At 70.9% G+C, this 18401-nt stretch carries 21 protein-coding genes and 2 pseudogenes; 11 read left to right on the top strand and 12 right to left on the bottom strand.

Annotated elements, in window-relative coordinates; translation table 11 throughout:
- The first annotated feature begins 67 nt into the window (after nt 1–67).
- The 3 genes from ACZ45E_RS12745 to ACZ45E_RS12755 all read left to right on the top strand — a co-directional run bounded on the left by ACZ45E_RS12745 (nt 68) and on the right by ACZ45E_RS12755 (nt 2161).
- Nucleotides 68–679: an RNA polymerase sigma factor gene (locus ACZ45E_RS12745; RefSeq protein ID WP_468219836.1), complete on the top strand. Its 612-nt coding sequence runs from the start codon at nt 68–70 to the stop codon at nt 677–679.
- Between the two features lie 420 nt (nt 680–1099).
- On the top strand, nt 1100–1363 hold the full coding sequence (locus ACZ45E_RS12750) for a hypothetical protein (protein WP_468219838.1): 264 nt from the start codon (nt 1100–1102) through the stop codon (nt 1361–1363).
- A gap of 234 nt (nt 1364–1597) precedes the next feature.
- Nucleotides 1598–2161, top strand: a complete 564-nt coding sequence (locus tag ACZ45E_RS12755; protein WP_468219840.1) for a nucleoside deaminase — start codon at nt 1598–1600, stop codon at nt 2159–2161.
- Nucleotides 2162–2398: 237 nt separating this feature from the next.
- Here the strand turns inward: ACZ45E_RS12755 and ACZ45E_RS12760 are convergent, their stop codons facing one another.
- The 6 genes and pseudogenes from ACZ45E_RS12760 to ACZ45E_RS12785 all read right to left on the bottom strand — a co-directional run bounded on the left by ACZ45E_RS12760 (nt 2399) and on the right by ACZ45E_RS12785 (nt 7471).
- On the bottom strand, nt 2399–3394 hold the full coding sequence (locus tag ACZ45E_RS12760; RefSeq protein WP_468219843.1) for a polysaccharide deacetylase family protein: 996 nt from the start codon (nt 3392–3394) through the stop codon (nt 2399–2401).
- 34 nt (nt 3395–3428) lie between these two features.
- Entirely contained in the window at nt 3429–4481 is a 1053-nt protein-coding gene (locus ACZ45E_RS12765) for a glycoside hydrolase family 11 protein (protein ID WP_468219845.1), read from the bottom strand.
- A gap of 442 nt (nt 4482–4923) precedes the next feature.
- Nucleotides 4924–5127 carry a hypothetical protein gene (locus ACZ45E_RS12770; protein WP_468219847.1) on the bottom strand — a complete coding sequence of 68 codons (204 nt, stop codon included), beginning with the start codon at nt 5125–5127 and terminating at the stop codon, nt 4924–4926.
- A 115-nt stretch (nt 5128–5242) separates the two neighbouring features.
- Nucleotides 5243–5887 carry a dihydrofolate reductase family protein gene (locus ACZ45E_RS12775; protein ID WP_468219850.1) on the bottom strand — a complete coding sequence of 215 codons (645 nt, stop codon included), beginning with the start codon at nt 5885–5887 and terminating at the stop codon, nt 5243–5245.
- Between the two features lie 121 nt (nt 5888–6008).
- A pseudogene (gene gvpJ / locus ACZ45E_RS12780) lies at nt 6009–6278 on the bottom strand (gas vesicle protein GvpJ); the annotation flags it as partial.
- A 122-nt stretch (nt 6279–6400) separates the two neighbouring features.
- Entirely contained in the window at nt 6401–7471 is a 1071-nt protein-coding gene (locus ACZ45E_RS12785; RefSeq protein ID WP_468219851.1) for a PHP domain-containing protein, read from the bottom strand.
- 321 nt (nt 7472–7792) lie between these two features.
- On the opposite strand from ACZ45E_RS12785, the gene ACZ45E_RS12790 reads away from it, so the two are divergent.
- Nucleotides 7793–8020, top strand: a complete 228-nt coding sequence (locus ACZ45E_RS12790) for a DUF5133 domain-containing protein (RefSeq protein ID WP_468219854.1) — start codon at nt 7793–7795, stop codon at nt 8018–8020.
- A gap of 170 nt (nt 8021–8190) precedes the next feature.
- Here ACZ45E_RS12790 and ACZ45E_RS12795 read toward each other — a convergent pair whose 3' ends face one another.
- Nucleotides 8191–9549, bottom strand: coding sequence for a cellulase family glycosylhydrolase (locus ACZ45E_RS12795; RefSeq protein ID WP_468219856.1), 1359 nt, complete (start codon nt 9547–9549; stop codon nt 8191–8193).
- Between the two features lie 863 nt (nt 9550–10412).
- On the opposite strand from ACZ45E_RS12795, the gene ACZ45E_RS12800 reads away from it, so the two are divergent.
- A complete protein-coding gene (locus ACZ45E_RS12800) occupies nt 10413–10616 on the top strand; it encodes a cold-shock protein (protein WP_468219858.1) in 204 nt (67 codons plus the stop codon).
- Between the two features lie 137 nt (nt 10617–10753).
- On the opposite strand, the gene ACZ45E_RS12805 is transcribed toward ACZ45E_RS12800, so the two are convergent.
- Entirely contained in the window at nt 10754–11212 is a 459-nt protein-coding gene (locus tag ACZ45E_RS12805) for a DUF2267 domain-containing protein (RefSeq protein WP_468219861.1), read from the bottom strand.
- Nucleotides 11213–11338: 126 nt separating this feature from the next.
- Nucleotides 11339–11785, bottom strand: coding sequence for an Hsp20/alpha crystallin family protein (locus ACZ45E_RS12810; RefSeq protein ID WP_468219862.1), 447 nt, complete (start codon nt 11783–11785; stop codon nt 11339–11341).
- 123 nt (nt 11786–11908) lie between these two features.
- On the opposite strand from ACZ45E_RS12810, the gene ACZ45E_RS12815 reads away from it, so the two are divergent.
- Nucleotides 11909–12574 carry a type III effector protein gene (locus ACZ45E_RS12815; RefSeq protein ID WP_468219865.1) on the top strand — a complete coding sequence of 222 codons (666 nt, stop codon included), beginning with the start codon at nt 11909–11911 and terminating at the stop codon, nt 12572–12574.
- Between the two features lie 117 nt (nt 12575–12691).
- Here ACZ45E_RS12815 and ACZ45E_RS12820 read toward each other — a convergent pair whose 3' ends face one another.
- Nucleotides 12692–13243 carry an RBBP9/YdeN family alpha/beta hydrolase gene (locus tag ACZ45E_RS12820; RefSeq protein WP_468219867.1) on the bottom strand — a complete coding sequence of 184 codons (552 nt, stop codon included), beginning with the start codon at nt 13241–13243 and terminating at the stop codon, nt 12692–12694.
- A 122-nt stretch (nt 13244–13365) separates the two neighbouring features.
- On the opposite strand from ACZ45E_RS12820, the gene ACZ45E_RS12825 reads away from it, so the two are divergent.
- The 4 genes and pseudogenes from ACZ45E_RS12825 to ACZ45E_RS12840 all read left to right on the top strand — a co-directional run.
- On the top strand, nt 13366–13821 hold the full coding sequence (locus ACZ45E_RS12825) for an Lrp/AsnC family transcriptional regulator (protein ID WP_468219869.1): 456 nt from the start codon (nt 13366–13368) through the stop codon (nt 13819–13821).
- Between the two features lie 400 nt (nt 13822–14221).
- Nucleotides 14222–14839, top strand: coding sequence for a TOPRIM nucleotidyl transferase/hydrolase domain-containing protein (locus tag ACZ45E_RS12830; RefSeq protein ID WP_468219872.1), 618 nt, complete (start codon nt 14222–14224; stop codon nt 14837–14839).
- A gap of 162 nt (nt 14840–15001) precedes the next feature.
- Nucleotides 15002–16186: a serine hydrolase domain-containing protein gene (locus tag ACZ45E_RS12835; RefSeq protein ID WP_468219874.1), complete on the top strand. Its 1185-nt coding sequence runs from the start codon at nt 15002–15004 to the stop codon at nt 16184–16186.
- Nucleotides 16187–16288: 102 nt separating this feature from the next.
- Nucleotides 16289–16384: pseudogene (locus tag ACZ45E_RS12840) on the top strand (SDR family oxidoreductase); the annotation flags it as partial.
- Here the strand turns inward: ACZ45E_RS12840 and ACZ45E_RS12845 are convergent.
- On the bottom strand, nt 16344–17357 hold the full coding sequence (locus ACZ45E_RS12845; RefSeq protein ID WP_468219877.1) for an alpha/beta hydrolase family protein: 1014 nt from the start codon (nt 17355–17357) through the stop codon (nt 16344–16346). The pseudogene ACZ45E_RS12840 and the gene ACZ45E_RS12845 sit on opposite strands and share 41 nt — an antisense overlap.
- Before the next feature lie 126 nt (nt 17358–17483).
- Between ACZ45E_RS12845 and ACZ45E_RS12850 the strand changes: the two genes are divergently transcribed.
- Nucleotides 17484–17864, top strand: a complete 381-nt coding sequence (locus tag ACZ45E_RS12850; protein WP_468219879.1) for a MerR family transcriptional regulator — start codon at nt 17484–17486, stop codon at nt 17862–17864.
- A 97-nt stretch (nt 17865–17961) separates the two neighbouring features.
- On the opposite strand, the gene ACZ45E_RS12855 is transcribed toward ACZ45E_RS12850, so the two are convergent.
- Complete coding sequence (locus ACZ45E_RS12855; RefSeq protein WP_468219880.1) at nt 17962–18375, bottom strand: winged helix-turn-helix transcriptional regulator; 414 nt, start codon at nt 18373–18375, stop codon at nt 17962–17964.
- Nucleotides 18376–18401: the final 26 nt, after the last annotated feature.

The following is an 18401-nucleotide window of genomic DNA, read 5'->3' on the forward strand; positions in this document are numbered from 1 at the left end:
TGGATTCCTTCGGCCACGCTCGACACAGTGACGATCACTGAATCGGTGGCAGAAGGGGCGCTGGCCCGTGAATGCGCAACGGAACCTCGCATTGCACGACCCCGGCCTGTGGACTCCCGTCGAGGAGTCGCTGGCCGACGAGGAGCTCGCCGGAGGACTGGTGCGGGGCCAGGTGTCCTGTCTGGAGGCCGCGTATCACCGCTGGGGAGCACTCGTCCATACACTCGCCTACCGGTCGCTGGGGGATTCTCCCGAGGCCGAAGACGTGACGCAGCAGGTCTTCCTCGCCGCCTGGCGGGGCCGCGCGGGGTTCGACCCGGCGCGCGGGACGCTGGCCGGATGGATCGTCGGCATCACGCGCCGCAAGATCGCCGACGCTCTCACCGCGCGTACCCGGCGTACCGCTCTGGCGACCGCCGCTGCCGGGTCCCGTCTGGATGACGCGGCACAGACCAGCGAGGACATCGCCGACCGGGTCCTCGACCACGTCCTGGTCGACCACGAGCTGAAACAGCTGCCCGCGCCTCAGCGGAAGGTCCTGGAACTGGCGTTCCTCGACGATCTGACGCACACCCAGATCGCGGGTGTGACGGGTTGGCCGCTCGGCACCGTGAAGAGTCACGCTCGCCGTGGCCTGAACCGCCTGCGCCTACGGCTGCTCGCGACGGACCGCACCTGAGAGCCTGTCTTTGAACCCCCGTCTGCGCCCCGACGCCCGGCACGCACCCTCGGCGCACGGCGTCCCAGGACAGGTGGCTCCGCCACCTGTCCTGGGACGCCGCACGCCGATTGCACGCACCGACCGCCGCTGCGCCCGCGCTGCGCGCGGACGACGGGGGTTCAAAGACAGGCTCTGAGACGACGCGAGACACCCGGTGTGCGGGGCGGGGCCTCTTTCCGTTCCGCGTCGGCGAGGGCGCCGCCGGCCCCGCGATCACCGTCCGCGTCGTACGTCCGTCACCCCTCCCCCGCCTCGATCACACGACGGGAGCAAGCCCGGTCACCCGATCGGACTTGCCAGTATGCATCGGCCGCCCCACCTGGCGAGTGTCTTGTGTCAAGGCCGACACGGCCGCCCACAGCCTCGAAGGAGCTCCCCATGCGTATACGCACCACGCTCGCCGCACTCGCCCTGGCCGCTGCCGCGACGGTCGGCGGTGCCGCCACGGCGGTCGCCGACAACCCCGCGCCCAACGACGCGCCCAAGCAGAGTGCACCCGTCTCGGACCCCGCGCCCAAGGACGCGCCCAAGGACGCGCCCGAGCAGAGTGCACCTGTCTCGGACCCCGCTCCCCCTCCGGCCAAGAGTCCTCTCCAGCAGCTCCTGGGCGGAATCCCCATCCTGGGAGCGCTCCTCGGCTGACGCCAGGAAGGCAGGGAGGACGACGAGGAGCCGCGGCCCCCCGCGTTCGGCGGGAGGCGGTCGGTCTCGACCGTACGAAGACCGCCGGGCCGGGCTGCTCGGCGTCCCCCCTGCTCCGCGGGAACCCCGCTCGGTGTGAGTGCCTCCTGACCCGGGCAGCAGCAGATCATCCACTCATCCACACCGAGGGAGCGCCCGATCAGTTCCTGCGGATCACCGGAGGCAGCAGCAGCCATGGATTTCGTGCAACGCACCATCGACCTGGCCCGTCGGAACGTCGAGGACGGCGGCCGACCCTTCGCCACCGTCATCGTGAAGGACGGTGAGATCATCGCCGAACGCGGCAACCAGGTGGCGCAGACGCACGACCCGACCGCCCATGCGGAGATCCTCGCCGTGCGCGACGCCTGCACCCGGCTCGGCACCGAACACCTGACCGGCGCCACGATCTATGTCCTCGCCCAGCCGTGTCCGATGTGCCTCGGAGCTCTCTATTACTGCTCGCCGGACGAGGTCGTCTTCGTCACGACCCGTGATGCCTACGAACCGCACTACGTCGACGACCGCAAGTACTTCGAACTGAGCACCTTCTACGACGAGTTCGCCAAGCCCTGGCAGGAACGGCGGCTGCCGACGCGCCACGAGCCGCGCGAGGACGGCGTCGACGTCTTCCGGCTGTGGCAGGACCGCAACGGTGGAGACCGCCGGGTGCCCGGCGCACCCGCCAGCGCCCCCGACAACCCCAACAGCCCCGACAACCCCGGCGACTCCGACGCGTCCCACGGCTCCGGCGGCTGACGTCGTTCGGCCCCACAACCGACTGGCCTGCCAAGGCGATCCCGTCCTGGGACTCCCGGCCGCCGAGGTCGCGCCCTTCGCCCGGGACGGGATCGCGTAGGTCATCGGCCCGCCCTCGCGGAGACCCGCACGCAGACCCAGGCGCTACGCGGGCGGCCTCGGCCTTCCGCGTAGCGCCTGGTCACCCGATGCGTGATCGCGTCCCCGCGGACAGGCGAGGGATCACTCCTGCCGGGCTCAGCTCGTGCTGCAGGAGACCGTCGGCCAGGTGGTGTTGCCGTTGTGCTGAATGGTGACGCCGAAGGTGTTGCCGCTGCCGTTGGGTTTGGCGGTGAGCACCTGCGCGCTGGGGTAGGCGGCGCTGATGTTCCAGGTGGACAGGATCTTCGCGGGCGCGGGCACGTTCATCGTGACGGTCCAGTTGTTGGAACCGCTGACGGCCACGTTGAGGTTGTAGCGATCGCTCCAGGACTGGCCCGCGGACAAGGTCGCGGAACACGAACCACCACCGCCACCACCGCCGCCACCGCCTGACCCGCCGTCCGGAGCGACGGCGCGGCCGGTCGTCGGGGAGATCATGCCGGCACACAGGCCGCGTGCGGCCAGGCCCTGGGCGATCCGCGGGATCGCGGCGAGTGTGTTGGCGGGCCAGTCGTGCATCAGGATGACCTGGCCGCTGGTGAGGCGGCCCGCGGCCGCTACGATCGCGTCGGTACTGGCGTTGTTCCAGTCCTGGGAGTCCACGTCCCAGATGACCTCGGTCAGGCCGTACTTGGCCTCGACGGCCCGCACGGTCGCGTTGGTCTCGCCGTAGGGCGGCCGGAACAGTTTCGGCGTGCCGCCGCCCGCGCTCGCGATGGCCTGCTGGGTCCGGGAGATCTCCGAGTCGACCTGTGCCTGACCGAGCGTCGTCAGGTGCGGGTGGGTGTAACTGTGGTTGGCGACCCACATCCCGGCGCTGACCTGAGCCCGTACCTGGGACGCGTTGGCGGCGGCGTACTGCCCCTGGTTGAACATGGTGGCCCGCAGCCCGTTCTGCGTGAGCGCGTTGAGCAGGGCCGGGGTGGTGCCGGACGGGCCGTCGTCGAAGGTGAGTCCGACGTATCCGTTGCAGGCGGCGGCCTGCGCCGGGGTGGCGGCGTGGACGGCGAGGGTGCTCGCGGCAGCCATGGCGACGACGGCCAACCTGCTGATCAGGGAGCGAAACGAGCGACCGGTTCTGCGGCTTCTCATGCTGGGTGCTCCTTCGGCATCGCGGGGACGGAGGTCAGCTGGTGCTGCAGGAGACCGTCGGCCAGGTGGTGTTGCCGTTGTGCTGGACGGTGACGCCGAAGTTGTTGCCGCTGCCGTTGGGTTTGGCGGTGAGCACCTGCGCGCTGGGGTAGGTGGCGCTGGTGTTCCAGGTGGACAGGATCTTCGCGGGTGCGGGCACGTTCATGGTGACGGTCCAGTTGTTGGAACCGCTGACGGCCACGTTGAGGTTGTAGCGATCGCTCCAGGACTGGCCCGCGGAGAGCGTCGCGGAGCAGCCGCCGCCACCACCGCCACCGCCACCGCCACCGCCCGAACCTGCTTCACCCACCGTGATGTTGGAGCTGCCGCTGCTCTGGTAGCCCTCGGTCGCCATGATCATGTAGTAGTTGAAGCTGCCCATCGGCATGCCGGCCCGGCTCCACGCGTCGAAGTGGTTGCCGGTGGTGATGGTGCCGCCCGTCCGCTTCGACTGCCGGACGCTCCAGTACTGGTCGAAGGTCTTGGTGCCCTCGACGGACGGGGCGTTGTACCGCGTCGTCTTGTAGATGTCGTAGGTGCCGCCGTCGGTGGTGACGGTGCCCTTGAACGTGCCCGTGGGCCGGTAGGTGCCCCAGTTGTCGACGATGTAGTACTCGACGAGCGGGTTCGACGTCCAGCCGTAGAGGGCGAGGTAGGCGTTGCCGGACGGGTTGAAGGAGCCCGAGTACGTGACGGACTTGCGCCCGCCGTTGGCCCAGCCCTTGCCGGCGACGAAGTTTCCGGTGTTGCTCCAGGAGGTGCTGTAGTTGCCGCCGGAGGCCAGCTTCATGGAGACCGACCCGGGTGAGTCGGTCCAGAACGAGTAGTAGTGCCCATTGTCGGTGCCGGTCTGGTTCGTGGTGACGACCGTGTCGGCGTGGGCGGTGCCGGGCAGTGCCATCGCGGCCACGGCGACCAGCAAGGTGGCGCAGACGCTGCTGATGAACAGCCTGAAGCGGCTGAGCGACCCGGAGCGGTCACCTCTGCGGGGCGTGCGATGTACGGGCGCGGATGCGGATATGGGTGCGGGTGCGGGTGCGTCATTCATGTGCGTGCTTCCTCCTCGTCCTCGGCCGACGGGTCGTGCGACCCGGGTGCGACAGGGGTTGAGCGCAACTGACGGCGACAGCTTTGATCTGCCCCTGCCAACTGTCAAGAGTTTCGGTAATGATCCCGAAACATTCGTCGAAGCTGGAATCTTGCGCGGGTCAGCATTTGCGCTGGTCAGCCGCCACATGGCAGCAAACTCGGAGAAGTGGAGGGCAGAGGTGTCAGAGACGCGTGACCGTTACCTCGACGTCATTTCTCGAAACTTTCGATGATCTCGTTCACCTGTCGCCGTGGCACGCGCATCCCGCGACGCTCGGGACGATCCCGTTCACCGGCCGGGTCGCCGCACGCAGCACCTGGGCAGGGGGCAGGCCGGCCAGCACCAGCAGCGCCGGCTCGTCGCCTACGTCCCGGCGGGCTGACGGCCGGTCACCTCGCGGTCACCGCCCCATCACGTCGCAGAGGCCCGCGAAGCTGTTCTTGGCGGCCAGGGCCGTCCGCAGCTCCGTGGAGAGGTCGCCGCAGGGGGACGCCGCCACACCGGACGACGCGTCGGACGGACTGCTTGCGGCACCCGCCGCCGTGGCGGGCGCCGCCAGGAGCAGCACGAAGAAGAGGCTGGACAGGGCCGTGGTCGTGGTCATGGGCTTCATACCGCATCAACGTTGATCGACAGTAAAAGTCACCTCGTCCGGTCAGTGGAAGGCCGGGGACGCACCCCCGCTGTGCGCTGTGCGCTGTCGCCACCGCGCTCCCGCGTCATTTCCGCCAGAACAGGTGGTGTGTCACACCGCTCGGGCTGGGCACGACCTCCAGGTGGAAGCGGTCGCGCAGTTCGTCCGGCGACTCCCAAAGACGCAGTCCTGACCCGAACTTCACGGGCGAGACCGCCACATGCAGGGTGTCGACGAGGTCGGCATCGAGGAACTGCCGGATCGTGGTGACCCCGCCGCCCAGCCGGACGTCCCGGCCCGACGCCGCCTCCCGCGCCCGTTCGAGCACCGCGGCCGGACTGCCGTCGACGAAGTGGAACTCGGTGTCGGAGAGGGTGATCGAGGGACGCTTGTGGTGGGTCATGACGAACACCGGCGTGTGGAACGGGGGCTCGTCACCCCACCAGCCGCGCCAGTCGTGGTCCTGCCAGGGCCCGCGCTGGGGGCCGAACTTGTTGCGGCCCATGATCTCGGCACCGATGTCACGGCTGAAGTCCCGGGTGAAGTAGTCGTCGAGGCCACGGCTGCCTCCGGCGTCGGTACGCATCGGCCAGCTCGCCGTGGCACCGCACCAGGCGAACAGCCTCTCGGCGCCGTCGAGGCCGAACGGGTTCTCCAGGCTCTGGTGCTCCCCGGCCCCGATCCCGTCACTCGAGACGTTGAAGTTCATGACTCTGAGCAGCTGGTTCACGTGTATCCCCATCCGGTCCTGGTTCCGATCTCGTGCGGCGAAGTACCGCACACCAGGACGTCGAACGGGACGTGCCCGGATCGACAGTGGGCGCCGCCGGTCCATGGACGGGTTACGCCGGTTCGGTCCTGCCTCCGACGAGATCGGGCAGCCCCACGCTCCGGTTCGGCCCTGATTCCAGGTCGAGGCGGTTGCACGCCTCGGCGAAGCGCAGGTAGGTGTCGACACTCGCGATGACGATCCGTATGTCGATCTTCAGGATCTCGATGCCGACCAGGGAGACACGGATGAACGCGTCGATGACCAGACCCCGGTCGAGGATCAGCTCCAGGACGTCGTACAGACCGCTCGTGCCACCCGATCCGCCGCTCCGTTGTGCGGGAACAGACATGAGCCGCTCCTTTCTTGTCGCTGCTGGATGAGCCGAGCCCGTGTTCTCCGTATACGGGCGCCTGCCCCTCCTCTTCCCCCACACACCCGGCGAGGGTCAGCGAGTCGGCCCGGAGCACTCGTTCAGGGCGACTCCCCCGCCCGCTTCGCCCGGGTCCACTCCAGCAGTCTGTCCACGGGCCAGGTCGTGACCACCCGCTCGGCCGGCACCCCGCACTCCTCTGCCCGCGCGCAGCCGATCACCTGCCAGTCCAGCTGGCCCGGCGCGTGCGCGTCGGTGTCCACCGAGAACAGGGTCCCCGCCGCCACGGCCCGGCGCAGCAGACGGCGCGGCGGATCGAGGCGCTCCGGGCGGCTGTTGATCTCCACCGCCGTGCCCGCGGCCGCGCACGCCGCGAACACCGCGTCGGCGTCGAACTGCGACTCGGGCCTGCCGCGCCCGGTGACCAGCCGACCGGTGCAGTGGCCGAGCACATCGGCGCGCGGATCACTGACCGCAGCGATCATCCGCCGGGTCATCGCGTCGGCGTCCATCCGCAGTTTGGAGTGGACCGAGACGACCACGACGTCGAGCTGGTCGAGCAGCTCGGGTTCCTGGTCCAGGGAACCGTCGTCGAGGATGTCGCACTCGATGCCGGTGAGCAGCCGGAAGGGTGCCCAGCGCGCGTTCAGTTCGGCCACCGCCGCCAGTTGCTCGCGCAGCCGCTGCGGGGAGAGGCCGCGGGCCACCGTCAGGCGTGGGGAGTGGTCCGTCAGGACGGCCCACTCGTGCCCGACCTCCTGGGCCGCCCGGCCCATCTCCTCGATCGGGCTGCCGCCGTCCGACCAGTCGGAGTGCAGGTGGCAGTCGCCACGCAGCAGCGCCCGCAGCCCGGCGCCCGCCTCGTCGGCCACCAGCGGCGTCGTGCGTGCCTCGGCCTCCAGGCGTTCCAGGTACGCGGGTACGTCACCTGCCCACGCCTCGCGGATCACCGCGGCGGTCTTGGGGCCGATCCCCTTGAGCGATTCCAGGGAACCGGTGGTCACCCGCTCGGTCATCTCGGACTCCGTCAGCCCGGTGATCACGGCGGCGGCGGTCCGAAAGGCGCGCACCCGATAGGTCGGCGCGCGACCACGCTCCAGCAGGAACGCGATCCGCTCCAAGGCCCGCACCGGCTCCCTCGCCGGCTCGCTGTGCGCTCTGGACGCCGTCATCAGTCGTGCTCCCACAGGGTCACCCCGCGGCGGCGGCTGCGCGCGCGGGTCGGCTCGACGAACGCGACCGGCCCGTCCACAACAGGATGGGCCGGGGGACCTCGTTCGGCACCCGGGGGCGACCCACCTCGGAGGTGGTGGACCGATCGGGCGGACGGCTCCGGAGGCAGGATGACCTAGCTGCCGAGGGGCGACGACAACTGCCCGGCATGGGGGCGGTGGTTCGTTACACATGTGTCAGGTGTGACAGGTGTGGGTGAGGCGGACCGGGGCAGTCGGGGTCTCGTACCGCCCCACCGTGTGCACGAAGGAGTCCACAACATGCTGATGGCTCACCCCGCGGTCCTGAACGACCTGGTCCAGCAGTACGAGACACTGCGCGCCCTCAACGCCGCCGAGGGACCGGCCGAGGTGCAGCAGCGCATGGACGACGTGGCCTACACCCTGTGCATCGCGACCGGTACGGCCGACATCGACGCCGCGCTGATCGCCGCCCGGCACCAACTCCCCGGTGCCCGCCCCGAGGACGACTCCCTCCTGGCCGCCTGACACCGCACGGCGGTACACCCGGCCGACCCCCCCCCCACTGTGACGGGCCACCGAACCTCGGTGGCCCGTCACAGTGCTGGGAGCTCCACGGTCGGCGTGGCCCGGTCGACCGCGAACGGCCGCGGTCAGCGCCTCTGTGCCCCTGCGGCGTCCTCGCAGCCGACCGCGCTTCAGCGGGTGGCGCAGGTCTTCCCGTCGAGGGTGAAGCCGGCCGGTGCGGCGTTGGTGCCCGCGGTGGAGGACCCGTTGAGGCCGAAGCTCACCGAACCCCCGGCAGGGACGGACCGGGTCCAGGGCTCGGACGTGACGTGCACGGTGGCGCCGTTCTGGGCCGCCTTGGCGTTCCAGACCGAGTTGATCCGCTGCTGGGCGGGGAAGGCGAAGTCCAGGCTCCAGCCGTCGAGCTGTCGCGCGGAGTCGTTGCGCAGGGTGATGTCGGCGTTGAAGGAACTGCCCCAGTCGCTGAGCCGGTAGGTGACGGTGCACGCGCCGCTCCCGCCGCCCTGGCCCGGGTCGGTGCCCCCGCCGCCGCCGGTGAAGACCCCGGCTTCCTTGGCGGTGGCCTTGATGCCGTCGGCGCCGTCGAAGAGGCGCCTGCCCCAGTCGGAGAGCTGGTTCGGGTCGAAGTTCCGGGCCAGGTCGAGGTATTCGACACCGCCGCCGTTACCGCTCCAGGACCAGCCGAGGTAGCCGATGTCCAGGCTTCGGGTGGTGGACATGATGGCGTCCTCGTCGGGGTTGCCGTCCGAGTGCATGTCACCGAACTCGCCGACGATCACCGGGAGTCCGGCCGCCACGAATCGGCCGAGGTACTCCTTGACCTCCGCGGGCGTGTCGTAGACGCCGTACATGTGGATGTCGAAGACGGTGTTGCGGTCGGGGTCCGCGGCGAAGACACCGGCCGCGTTGTCACGCATGGTGAAGGACCAGTCCTGGCCCCAATTGAGGGCGTCGACCACCAGGGTGTGGTCGAGACCGGCGTTCCTGAGCCGCCCGATGGCGGTCTTGGTGGCATCGGTCCAGGCGGCGTGACCGGCGTTGCCGAACGGCTCGTTGCCGATGTTGACCAGGACGTACTTCTCCTGTCCGACGAGCGCGTCCTTGACGTCCAGCCAGTAGTCCACGGCCTTGGAGAGCGGGACCGCCGCGCCCGACTCGCCGTACCCGGTGGTGTCGTGGGCCTCCAGGACGCAGACGAGCCGGTTGCGCTTGCACTCGTCCACGACGTGGGCGACGTCGGCGGTGTCGTTCTTCGTCCATTGGTCGCCCGTGGCGAGCACCACGCGTACGGAGTTGGCGCCCTTGGCCTTGATGTCCTTGAGCGCCTGGTCGGTCTTGTCGGGGTACCAGGCGTGGGCGTGATTGACGCCACGCAGAACGAAGTCCTGGTCGGTGGCGTCCAGCAGACGCCCGTCCTTGACGTGAAAGCCCGGCGTCTCGACGGCCCGGGCGGAGGGGGCGGCGGTCAGGAGGGAGGCACAGACGGCGAAAAGGAGGCCCGTCGCGGCGGCGGCTCGTGTTCTTCTCATCAACTGCTCCTGGCTCGGTCGGGGCGCGCCGGATCCCGGGCAGGGCGGTGGGCTCGGGAACGGCTCGGCTTGTCATCAGGGGCTGGTCGTCGGGACTTCGCGTCAGGGCCGGCGTCAGGACTCGTTCACGAGGGCGTACGGGCACGGGCTCGCACGCCGCCCGGCCCGCCGTGGCCCGGTCGGTACGGCTCGTGTTCCGGGCGACATGGTGCGGTGCCGGCGACCCGGGCCCCCGGCGCTTCCGCCCGGCGACGGCCACGACATTAAGGGCCGGGATACCGGAAGACAATGGTTCTAGCGGAACCGGTTAAGTTTCCGTATCGACGCGCTCCCCGCCGGGGAGACTGGTAATCCGCCGGGATTTGAGCCGTCACCAGTGGAGCGCCTGGGGGATCATCAGACTTCGTCGCCGCTTGATACGCCCTGCGACTAAACCGGGCTAGTGAGGTCGATCCGCTGACCGCGGAGCCACCGGTCAGCGACTTCCATCAGGGGCGAACAGCCGAGCCGCCTGCGCGCGGTAGGGACCGCCCCGGGAGCGGAGCGGCAGAGCGCCCGGCCACCCGAAGAGGACCAAAGGAGGGCCCGAGGAGGAGCAGCCGGAGGGCGGTCGTCGGGCCCCTCGCGGCGGGCCCGTGGACCGGGACGAGCAGACCGGATGCCCCGTCCGGCCCGTGTCCGCTCGCCAGGGCGCGGCCCGATCGGCTAACTTCCCTCCCAGTAGTCGTGGTTCGGACGTCTTCGCGCCCGCGGTACCCGCCGCGGGCGCCGTGGCATGCAGCAGTACCCAAGGACCAGGGCGATCACCTCACCCATGGGGAACTGACAAGACGTTCCCCCTGACCCTGGACAAGGGGATTCTTATGGCCACCGGAACAGTGAAGTGGTTCAACGCCGAAAAGGGCTTCGGCTTCATCCAGCAGGACGGCGGCGGTCCGGACGTGTTCGTCCACTACTCCGCCATCAACGCCTCCGGCTTCCGTGAGCTGCAGGAGAACCAGCAGGTCACCTACGACGTCACGCAGGGCCCGAAGGGCCCGCAGGCCGAGAACGTCGTCCCGGCCTGACCTCATGCCGTGATGGTGCGCCGCGCCGTTGGTGCGGCGCACCGTCGCGTCCCGGGCACGGCGCCCGGCGGCCGGCGGGGCTGATGGAGTCGGTCCTCCCCGGTACGCCCTGACGCCGGTGGGCCCGCACGATTTTTTCAGGCCGCCTGTACGACCTCGTCCGCCCGCACGTGCCGGGCGGAGACCGCGAGGTCGGCCTGGCCGAACAACAGGGCGTAGCCGCTGGGCAGTTGGGCCAGGACCCGGTTGAGCAGCTGCTTGTCCAGCGTACGGGCGAGGGCACCGAGGACGGATCCGACGTGCCAGCGCGTGATGGCGTAGGGCGCGCCGGTGGTTTCGGCGAGGGCCTTGACGAAGGCGTGGGCGGTCAGGGGACGGCGCCCCGGCAGGGCGTGGGCGAAGTGCCGGGCGGCCTGTGGCGGCAGTTGGTGTGCGAGGTCGCCACGTTCGTCGCCGGTGATCTGTTGCCCCAGCGCGTTCAGCACGGTGGCGGTGACACGCTCGGCCTGTTCCACGGTGGCGTAGGCGCCGTGGTAGCGGATCCGGTCCAGCAGTGCCGCGTAGGCGTCGGAGCGGTTCGGGCTCGGGGTGTGCATGGGAGCGGTGGCCTTTCACGCATCGCAGGTGCTGCCGAGGCGGGCGACTCTTCGCGCGTGCCGTCGCGAGCCGCCCTCTGCGGTCAGCGTGGTGGGGGTGTGTGGGGTGTGGGATGTGCGGTGGGGTCAGGTAGCGAGCTGCTGGGGTTCGCCGGTGGCGGTGCGGCCGCGGACGCTGATCTTCCGCGGCTCGGCGTGTTCGGCGATCGGGATGCGCAGGCTCAGCACGCCGCTCTCGTAGGTGGCTTCGATGCGCTCGGTGTCGAGCGAGTCGGCCAGGAGGAGTCGGCGGGAGAAGACCCCCATGGGGCGCTCGGCGAGCTGCGTCCGGATGCCCTCGCCCGCCGCTGCGGGGCGCCGCTCGGCCCGCACGGTCAGCATGTTGCGCTCCACGCCGATGTCGAGAGCGTCGGGATCGACCCCGGGCAGATCCAGGGCGATGACATAGGTGTCGCCGTCGCGGTAGGCGTCCATCGGGATCCGTGCAGGCTTCGACCATGTCCCGGTGGGTCCGGTGGACAACTGCTGGGCGAGGCGGTCGATCTCGCGGAAGGGGTCAGTGCGCATCAGCATCGTGTTACACCTCCAGGGTCAGGGCCTTGTGTGCCATGCGCTGCACCTGCCAAGGTTGTACCATGTCATCGTAACGATGACAAGCAATAGCGTCAGCGCGCTGATGACACGAGGAGGAGAACCGTGCCCCAGCCCCCTCACCCGGACCCCCACGCCCCCGATTCCTTCCATGCCGCCTATGCGGCGTTGCAGGACATGACCCGCTCCGCCCAGGCCGCCCACGACGACCGGCCCGGCGTCCCCGCCCCCGAGGTCGACACCGCCCTGGACGCGCTGCTCCTGCTGCGCGAGCTCCGCGGGCGGATCGCCGGCTGGGAAGCCTCCCTGATCGAGACGGCGCGCGAGGCGGGGGCCAGCTGGGCCAGCCTGGCCCAGCCCATGGGTGTCAACAGCCGGCAGGCCGCCGAACGCCGTTACCTGCGCCTGCGGCCCGGTGCCCCCGGCACCACCGGCGACCAGCGCGCACAGGCCGTCCGCGACGAACGCGCCGCAGAACGCAACGTCACCTCCTGGGCCCGGTCCCACGCCGGAGAACTGCGCCAGCTCGCGGGGCAGGTCGCCGCCGCACTCGCCGATCTCCCCGGAACCGCCCAGCCCCCGCTCGACCGGGTCCGCCGGGCGCTCGACGACAGTGACGCGGCCCAGCTCCTCAGCCCCCTCGCCGATGTGCGGACCCATCTCTCCGCGCACCCCGCGCTCGCCCGGCAGGTCACGCACACGTTGGAACACGCGGACGCCCAACGCACCTCCGCCGCCCCGCACAGCGCCGACAAGCCGGCTGACAGCTGACGGCAGACCGCTGACGGCAGACCGCTGACGGCAGACGACAGACAGCTGACGGCCGACAGCTGACGGCCGACGCGGCGGAGCCGAGCCCCGGCGGCCGGGCCGACAGGTGTCCGGCCGTCAGCTCGAACCCTCGACGAGCGTACGCAGCAGCCCCAGGCCCGTCTCCCAGTCCCCGAGCCCGCTGTCGGCATTGAGGTGCCCGTGGCCCTCGACGAGGTGCCGGCGCGCCCGCCACTCGTGCGCGAACGCGGCGGACACCCGCGGATCGCAGTACGGGTCGTCGTCGCCGGCCACCACCAGGGCCGGGCACGGCAGAGGGCGAGCGGCCAGGTCCAGGAAGGTCGGAGCCTCCTCCCGCGGGAACACGGGCCCCCGGGGATCGGGGGGCGCGACCAGCAGCGCGGCGACCCCGGTCGGCCGCGCCCGGTCCAGCCACTGCGCGGCGGCCCAGCAGCCCAGGCTGTGCGCCACCAGGACCACCCGGGGCGCACGCCGGGAAGCTCTCTCGTAGGCCGCCTGGACGGCGGTGACCCAGTCCGCCAGCTCCGGCCTGTCCCAGGAGGCGGGCGCTATCCGCACCGCCGCCGCTCGCCAGCGCCTCTCCCAACGGCTCTGCCAGTGCCTCTCGTCCGAGCCGCCGATCCCGGGGATGATGATGTACGCGACCATCGGATACCACCGTTCCACTCGTAGCCCGCGCCGGAGCGGGCTCGTCAGGGAGCGATTCTCGGTGGATCAGCGGCGCCGGAGGGGCTCAGCAAGTGGTTCCGAAGAATGTGGGGGCGACAACGATGGATTCACTCGACGAGATCGACCGTGCCATCCTCGAACTGCTCCAGGCCGACGGCCGGCTCACCGGAGCCGAGGTCGGACGCCGCGTCGGCCTGTCCCAGCCGGCCGCGAGCGCCCGCATCCAACGCCTGGAGAAGGCCGGGGTCATCACGGGCTACCGCGCGGTCGTCGCCCCCGCCGCGGTGGGCCTGAACATCCACGCCGTCGTCCGGCTCCGCACCACGCACGCACAGCTGGCCCAGGCGCTCACCCTCGGCGCCCGGACACCCGAGATCGTCTCGACCCTCCGTGTCACCGGAGAGGACTGCCTGCTGTTCGACGTGCACTGTACGCACGCCGAGCGCCTCGAACAGGTCGTGGACTCCCTCGCCCGATACGGACCGGTCACCACCTCTCTGGTCCTGCGCGGTTACCCGCCCAAGCCGCTGCCCACGGCCCCGGCGTCCACGACATGAGGGCGCCACGGAGCGCGCCGAGGATCGCCGGTGAGATGTGTCCCAGTTCACCCTCGTATCAGGCGCGGATCCGGAACATCCTTGTACAGCCCATCGTTCTTCTCTATGTGGCTGCGGAGGGGACAGTGTCCCCGGGCCTCACCTATAGCCCATGGGGACGATCGTTCGGCTGAAGCCCCATGGAGCCTTTCGCCGCGAGGCGACCGCCCTCCGCACGCCACACCTGTACGGCCCTGGCTGGTCCCCCCCGTCCAGCCAGGGCCTCTTTGTCTCTTCCGACGTGCCGCCGGGCGGCCCCGCCGCGACCAGGACGCCACGCGTCGGCCGCCGTCGCACCGCTCTCTTCGACCCCGGCGGATAATTCCGTGCCCTGCTCCCCGGGGACGTGCAGACTCACCCCATGGCGGACATGAGGGCGTTCCAGGAGGCGGTCACCACCTGGGCGGCGGGCGGCCCCGAACGACCGGCGCGTGCTCTCGCGGGGAGTCTGGGGGTGCGGACCGCGGTACTGCTGGAAGGGCTGAGCGACCTCGCGGCGGTGGAGGCGCTGGCCGCCCGGCGCGGCCGGGACCTGGCAGCCGAGGGAGTAGGGGTCGTGCCGATGGGCGGGGCGATGAGCGTCGGACGCTACGCCCACCTCCTCGGCCCCGCGGGACTCGGTCTGCGCCTGACAGGGCTCTGCGACGAGGGCGAGAAAGGCTTCTACGAGCGCGCCCTGACGCGGGCTCAGGCGTCGCTCGCGGACATCCGCGTGTGCGCGGCGGACCTGGAGGACGAACTCATCCGCGCGCTCGGCACAGCAAGGGTCGAGGAGATCCTCCGCGCCGAGGGCGACGTGCGTGCCTGGCAGACCTTCCAGCGCCAGCCCGCCCAGCACGGCCGACCGTGCCATCAGCAGTTGCGGCGCTTCCTCGGTACGAAGAAGGGCCGCAAGATCCACTACGCCCGCCTGCTCGTCGAGGCGCTCGCCCCGGACCGGACCCCTCCCCCGCTCGACAGCCTTCTCACCGCTCTGTGACGTGTGGACCACCCCGTGCGTCGGCTGCGCGGATCGGCCCGCGCACCCCTTCCCGCCGGATTGATCTGTCGGTATATTCCTGCGCGAGACCGACCAGTCGGTATGGGGGCGGAGCCGGGTACTCGTATGGAGGGCGCCCGGTCCGAGGAGGCCGGAGGTGCCATGGCCGAGCAGGCGACGCCGCAGGTGAACGGGGTGTGCGACCCGCGTTTCGAGGGGGTCCGCACCGCGTTCGAGGAGAACTTCCGCGAGCGCGGCGAACTGGGCGCCGCCGTGACCGTGCTGCTCCACGGGGAACCGGTCGTCGACCTGTGGGGCGGCTGGGCCGACGCCGCGCGCAGCCGCCCGTGGGAGCGGGAGACCCTCGTCAACGTGTGGTCGACGACCAAGGGAGCCACGGCACTGTGCGCGCATCTGCTGGCCGAGCGGGGGTTGCTCGACCTGGACGCGCCGGTCGCCGCCTACTGGCCCGAGTTCGCCGCGGCGGGCAAGGCGGACATCCGCGTACACCATCTGCTCTCGCACCGCGCGGGGCTGGCCGGGCTGCGCGAGACGCACACGTTGGCGGACCTCTACGACTGGGAGTCGACCACCGCGCGCCTCGCCGCCACCGAACCCTGGTGGGAGCCCGGCACCCGCTCCGGGTACCACGCGCTGACCTACGGATTCCTGGTCGGCGAGGTCGTACGGCGCATCAGCGGGCAGCTGCCGTCCGCGTTCCTGCGGCAGGAGGTCACCGAGCCGCTCGGCATCGACTTCGCCATCCGCCTGCCGGAGAAGGAGGCCGGGCGCGCGGCCGAGCTGGTACACCGGGCGCCCGCCCCGGGCAGTGAACAGGCCGCCGCCCGTGCCCAATTGCCGCCGGTCGCGCTGGCCTCCCTGGCCAACCCGGTCACCGGGGCGGCCGACGCGAACACCCCGGAGTGGCGCGCCGCCGAGCTTCCCGCCGCGGGTGGCCACGGGACCGCCCGCGGAGTCGCCGCACTGTACGGAGTGTTCCTCGGCAAGGCGCGTGCGCCCGGGCCACAGCTGCTGTCGGCGCAGACCGCGGAACGCGTGCGCGAGGGTCAGGGAAGCTGCCGGGACCTGGTCCTGGGCGCCGGTTTCGCACACGACACGGAGACCGGTCTCGGCGTCTGGCTGAGCGGCCGGAACGGCTCGTACGGCCCCAACCCGCGCGCCTTCGGCCATGACGGTTTCGGCGGCTCGTTCGGGCTGGCCGACCCCGAGGCGGGGATCAGCGTCGGCTACGTCATGAACCGGATGGGTACGCACATCGCGGACGACCCCCGCAAGATGACCCTGATCGACGCCGTGTACCGGGCGGGCGCGCCTTCTGCCCCGTAGCCGCAAAAGCACTCGCTCCCGACGGCCCCGGGCGCGGACGATGCCGTGCTGCCGTTGCACCGGCGAACCCGGGACCGGCCGGGGCATCAGTCTCACCGGCGACCTCGGCGCCCCACGCATCTCGTGGACTTCCTCCGCTCACCCCGAGGTCAGTGGATCAACGGACAGCTGCTGAGGAGCAACGGCGGTCTCGCGTAGGGCTCTTGGCGGATCCCGGCGTGCTCTCCAGCCGTCCCAACGGGTGCGAACCCGCCGCCAGGGCGGTCCGGACGGCTGCCCAGTCGGTGTCGTCGACGCCGGTGACGTGGCGCAGGTGGGCGAGGGTGACCCGCTGGATCAGGGCCACTCGTGCGGGGTTCTCGTCAGTGGTCTCCGCCGCCTCGTAGCCGGAGATGCCGCCGAGGGAGTGCCGGCCGCCGAAGAGGGTGAGCAGGCTCCTGTCGCCGGAGCTCAGGGTGTACGGGTCGGTGGTCCAGGCCGGACCCCTGGTGGAGAGCGGAAGTTCGTCCTCGTCCCCGGCGACCACCAGGGTCGGCGAGGTGATGCGGGAGAAGTCCTGCTCCCGCAGCCAGGGGAGGTTGTCGTGGGCGAACGGCGACAGATGGTCGCCGCCGCTGCCCGCGGTGGCCAGCAGGATGCTCCCCAGCACCCGGGGGTCGGAGAGGTCTTCCGCGATCCCGGTCCGCGGGTCGGTGACCCGCAGACCTGTCAGGACGGCCGCCGTCTGCCCGCCGAAGGAGTGCCCGGCCGCGACGATCCGGCGTCGGTCCACCCGTCCGGCCAGGCCGGGAACGGCCGCCTCCAGCGTGTCTAGATCATCGAGCATGCGCTTCATGTCCCGCACTCGGTGGCGCCACAGGTCGGGCCTGCGGGGGTCGTCCGCGGCGAGGTGCGACCTCCTGGAGTCGAGGTGGGTCGCCTGGATCACCACGAAGCCGTGGGCCGCCCAGTGGTCGACCAGCGGCGCGTAGCCGTCCAGGTCCGAGCCGAATCCGTGCGCGAGGAGAACGATCGGCAGGCCGTACCCGGTGGCGGGGGCGGACACGCGTACGTGCAGGTCCGCGCCGCGTTCCGGGGCGGGCAGCGCGATCGGCTTCACCGAGACGATCGGAGCGGGGGCGAGGGCGAGGGCGTCCGGGACGCCGGTCCTCGCGGGTGCGGGCTGGCTCATGAGGCTGCGCTTCCACGTAGTACGGGGCGGTACGGGCCGAGGTGGGGCCCGAGTTACGCTAAAACCTGACGTCGACGTCAGAGGCAAGCGGGCCCGTCGCCCGGCGTGCCTCGCCGAGGAGAGACGATGCGCATCGGAGAGCTCGCCGCCCGCACCGGCGTCAGTGTCAGGGCCCTGCGGTACTACGAGGAACAGCACCTGCTGACCTCCGAGCGCAGCCCGAGCGGTCAGCGCCGCTATGCCGGCTCCGCGGTCGACCGGGTCCTGCTGGTGCAGCGGTTGTACGCCGCGGGGCTCTCCAGCAAGACGATCGTCGAACTGCTTCCGCGCGTCGTCGACGGTCAGGCCACCCCGGAGCTGCTGGAGGGGCTGGCCGCCGAGCGCGACAGTGCCGACCGGCGCATCGCCGAGCTGACGCACGCCCGGGACCGGCTCGATTCCGTCGTCTCCGCCGCGACCGACAATCTGCTCACCGGGCGCTCCTGCCGACCGGGTCCCCCTGCCTGAGGAAACCCGTGATGCCGTCTCCGGGCGGGTTACTGGCGAAGCACTGGAAGTAAAAACGTGTGACCACCGCCGGATGTCGTCGGCGACGGTGCGGGCCTCAGTCGGCGGGGAGTTCGGCGGCGCGCCGGTTGTTGCGGTCGATCTCCGGCATATGTGTCTCGGCCCAGACGCGCAGCGCGGCCAGCGGTCGTTCGAGGGACAGGCCGAGTTCGGTGAGCCGGTAGTGGACGGCGGGCGGGACGGTGGGCTCCACGCGGCGTGCGACCAGGCCGTCGCGGGCCAGGCTCTGCAAGGTGACGGAGAGCATCTTCTGCGAGATGCCCGGGATCCGGCGCCGCAGTTCCGCGAAGCGGAGCTCGTCCGGGTCCTCCTCGGCCAGCACCTTGACCGTCATCGACGTCCACTTGGTGCCGACGCGGTCGAGCAACTGGCGGGTCGGGCAGCGCGGATCCAGCACGTCACCGCGCTCACCGGTCTTTCGGTCCCGGCCGGGAGACCTCGACGTGGTCACCTGCGGCTCACCTCCTGAAGGAAAAG

It is taken from the genome of Streptomyces sp. NPDC030991, assembly GCF_055571235.1.

What these genes read in the sequence shown, in the direction of transcription:
- ACZ45E_RS12750 (WP_468219838.1), top strand. Translation starts at nt 1,100, where the DNA reads ATGCGTATACGCACCACGCTCGCCGCACTCGCCCTGGCCGCTGCCGCG.
- ACZ45E_RS12755 (WP_468219840.1), top strand. Translation starts at nt 1,598, where the DNA reads ATGGATTTCGTGCAACGCACCATCGACCTGGCCCGTCGGAACGTCGAG.
- ACZ45E_RS12760 (WP_468219843.1), bottom strand. Translation starts at nt 3,394, where the DNA reads ATGAGAAGCCGCAGAACCGGTCGCTCGTTTCGCTCCCTGATCAGCAGG.
- ACZ45E_RS12765 (WP_468219845.1), bottom strand. Translation starts at nt 4,481, where the DNA reads ATGAATGACGCACCCGCACCCGCACCCATATCCGCATCCGCGCCCGTA.
- ACZ45E_RS12770 (WP_468219847.1), bottom strand. Translation starts at nt 5,127, where the DNA reads ATGACCACGACCACGGCCCTGTCCAGCCTCTTCTTCGTGCTGCTCCTG.
- ACZ45E_RS12785 (WP_468219851.1), bottom strand. Translation starts at nt 7,471, where the DNA reads ATGACGGCGTCCAGAGCGCACAGCGAGCCGGCGAGGGAGCCGGTGCGG.
- ACZ45E_RS12790 (WP_468219854.1), top strand. Translation starts at nt 7,793, where the DNA reads ATGCTGATGGCTCACCCCGCGGTCCTGAACGACCTGGTCCAGCAGTAC.
- ACZ45E_RS12795 (WP_468219856.1), bottom strand. Translation starts at nt 9,549, where the DNA reads ATGAGAAGAACACGAGCCGCCGCCGCGACGGGCCTCCTTTTCGCCGTC.
- ACZ45E_RS12800 (WP_468219858.1), top strand. Translation starts at nt 10,413, where the DNA reads ATGGCCACCGGAACAGTGAAGTGGTTCAACGCCGAAAAGGGCTTCGGC.
- ACZ45E_RS12805 (WP_468219861.1), bottom strand. Translation starts at nt 11,212, where the DNA reads ATGCACACCCCGAGCCCGAACCGCTCCGACGCCTACGCGGCACTGCTG.
- ACZ45E_RS12810 (WP_468219862.1), bottom strand. Translation starts at nt 11,785, where the DNA reads ATGCTGATGCGCACTGACCCCTTCCGCGAGATCGACCGCCTCGCCCAG.
- ACZ45E_RS12820 (WP_468219867.1), bottom strand. Translation starts at nt 13,243, where the DNA reads ATGGTCGCGTACATCATCATCCCCGGGATCGGCGGCTCGGACGAGAGG.
- ACZ45E_RS12825 (WP_468219869.1), top strand. Translation starts at nt 13,366, where the DNA reads ATGGATTCACTCGACGAGATCGACCGTGCCATCCTCGAACTGCTCCAG.
- ACZ45E_RS12830 (WP_468219872.1), top strand. Translation starts at nt 14,222, where the DNA reads ATGGCGGACATGAGGGCGTTCCAGGAGGCGGTCACCACCTGGGCGGCG.
- ACZ45E_RS12835 (WP_468219874.1), top strand. Translation starts at nt 15,002, where the DNA reads ATGGCCGAGCAGGCGACGCCGCAGGTGAACGGGGTGTGCGACCCGCGT.
- ACZ45E_RS12845 (WP_468219877.1), bottom strand. Translation starts at nt 17,357, where the DNA reads ATGAGCCAGCCCGCACCCGCGAGGACCGGCGTCCCGGACGCCCTCGCC.
- ACZ45E_RS12850 (WP_468219879.1), top strand. Translation starts at nt 17,484, where the DNA reads ATGCGCATCGGAGAGCTCGCCGCCCGCACCGGCGTCAGTGTCAGGGCC.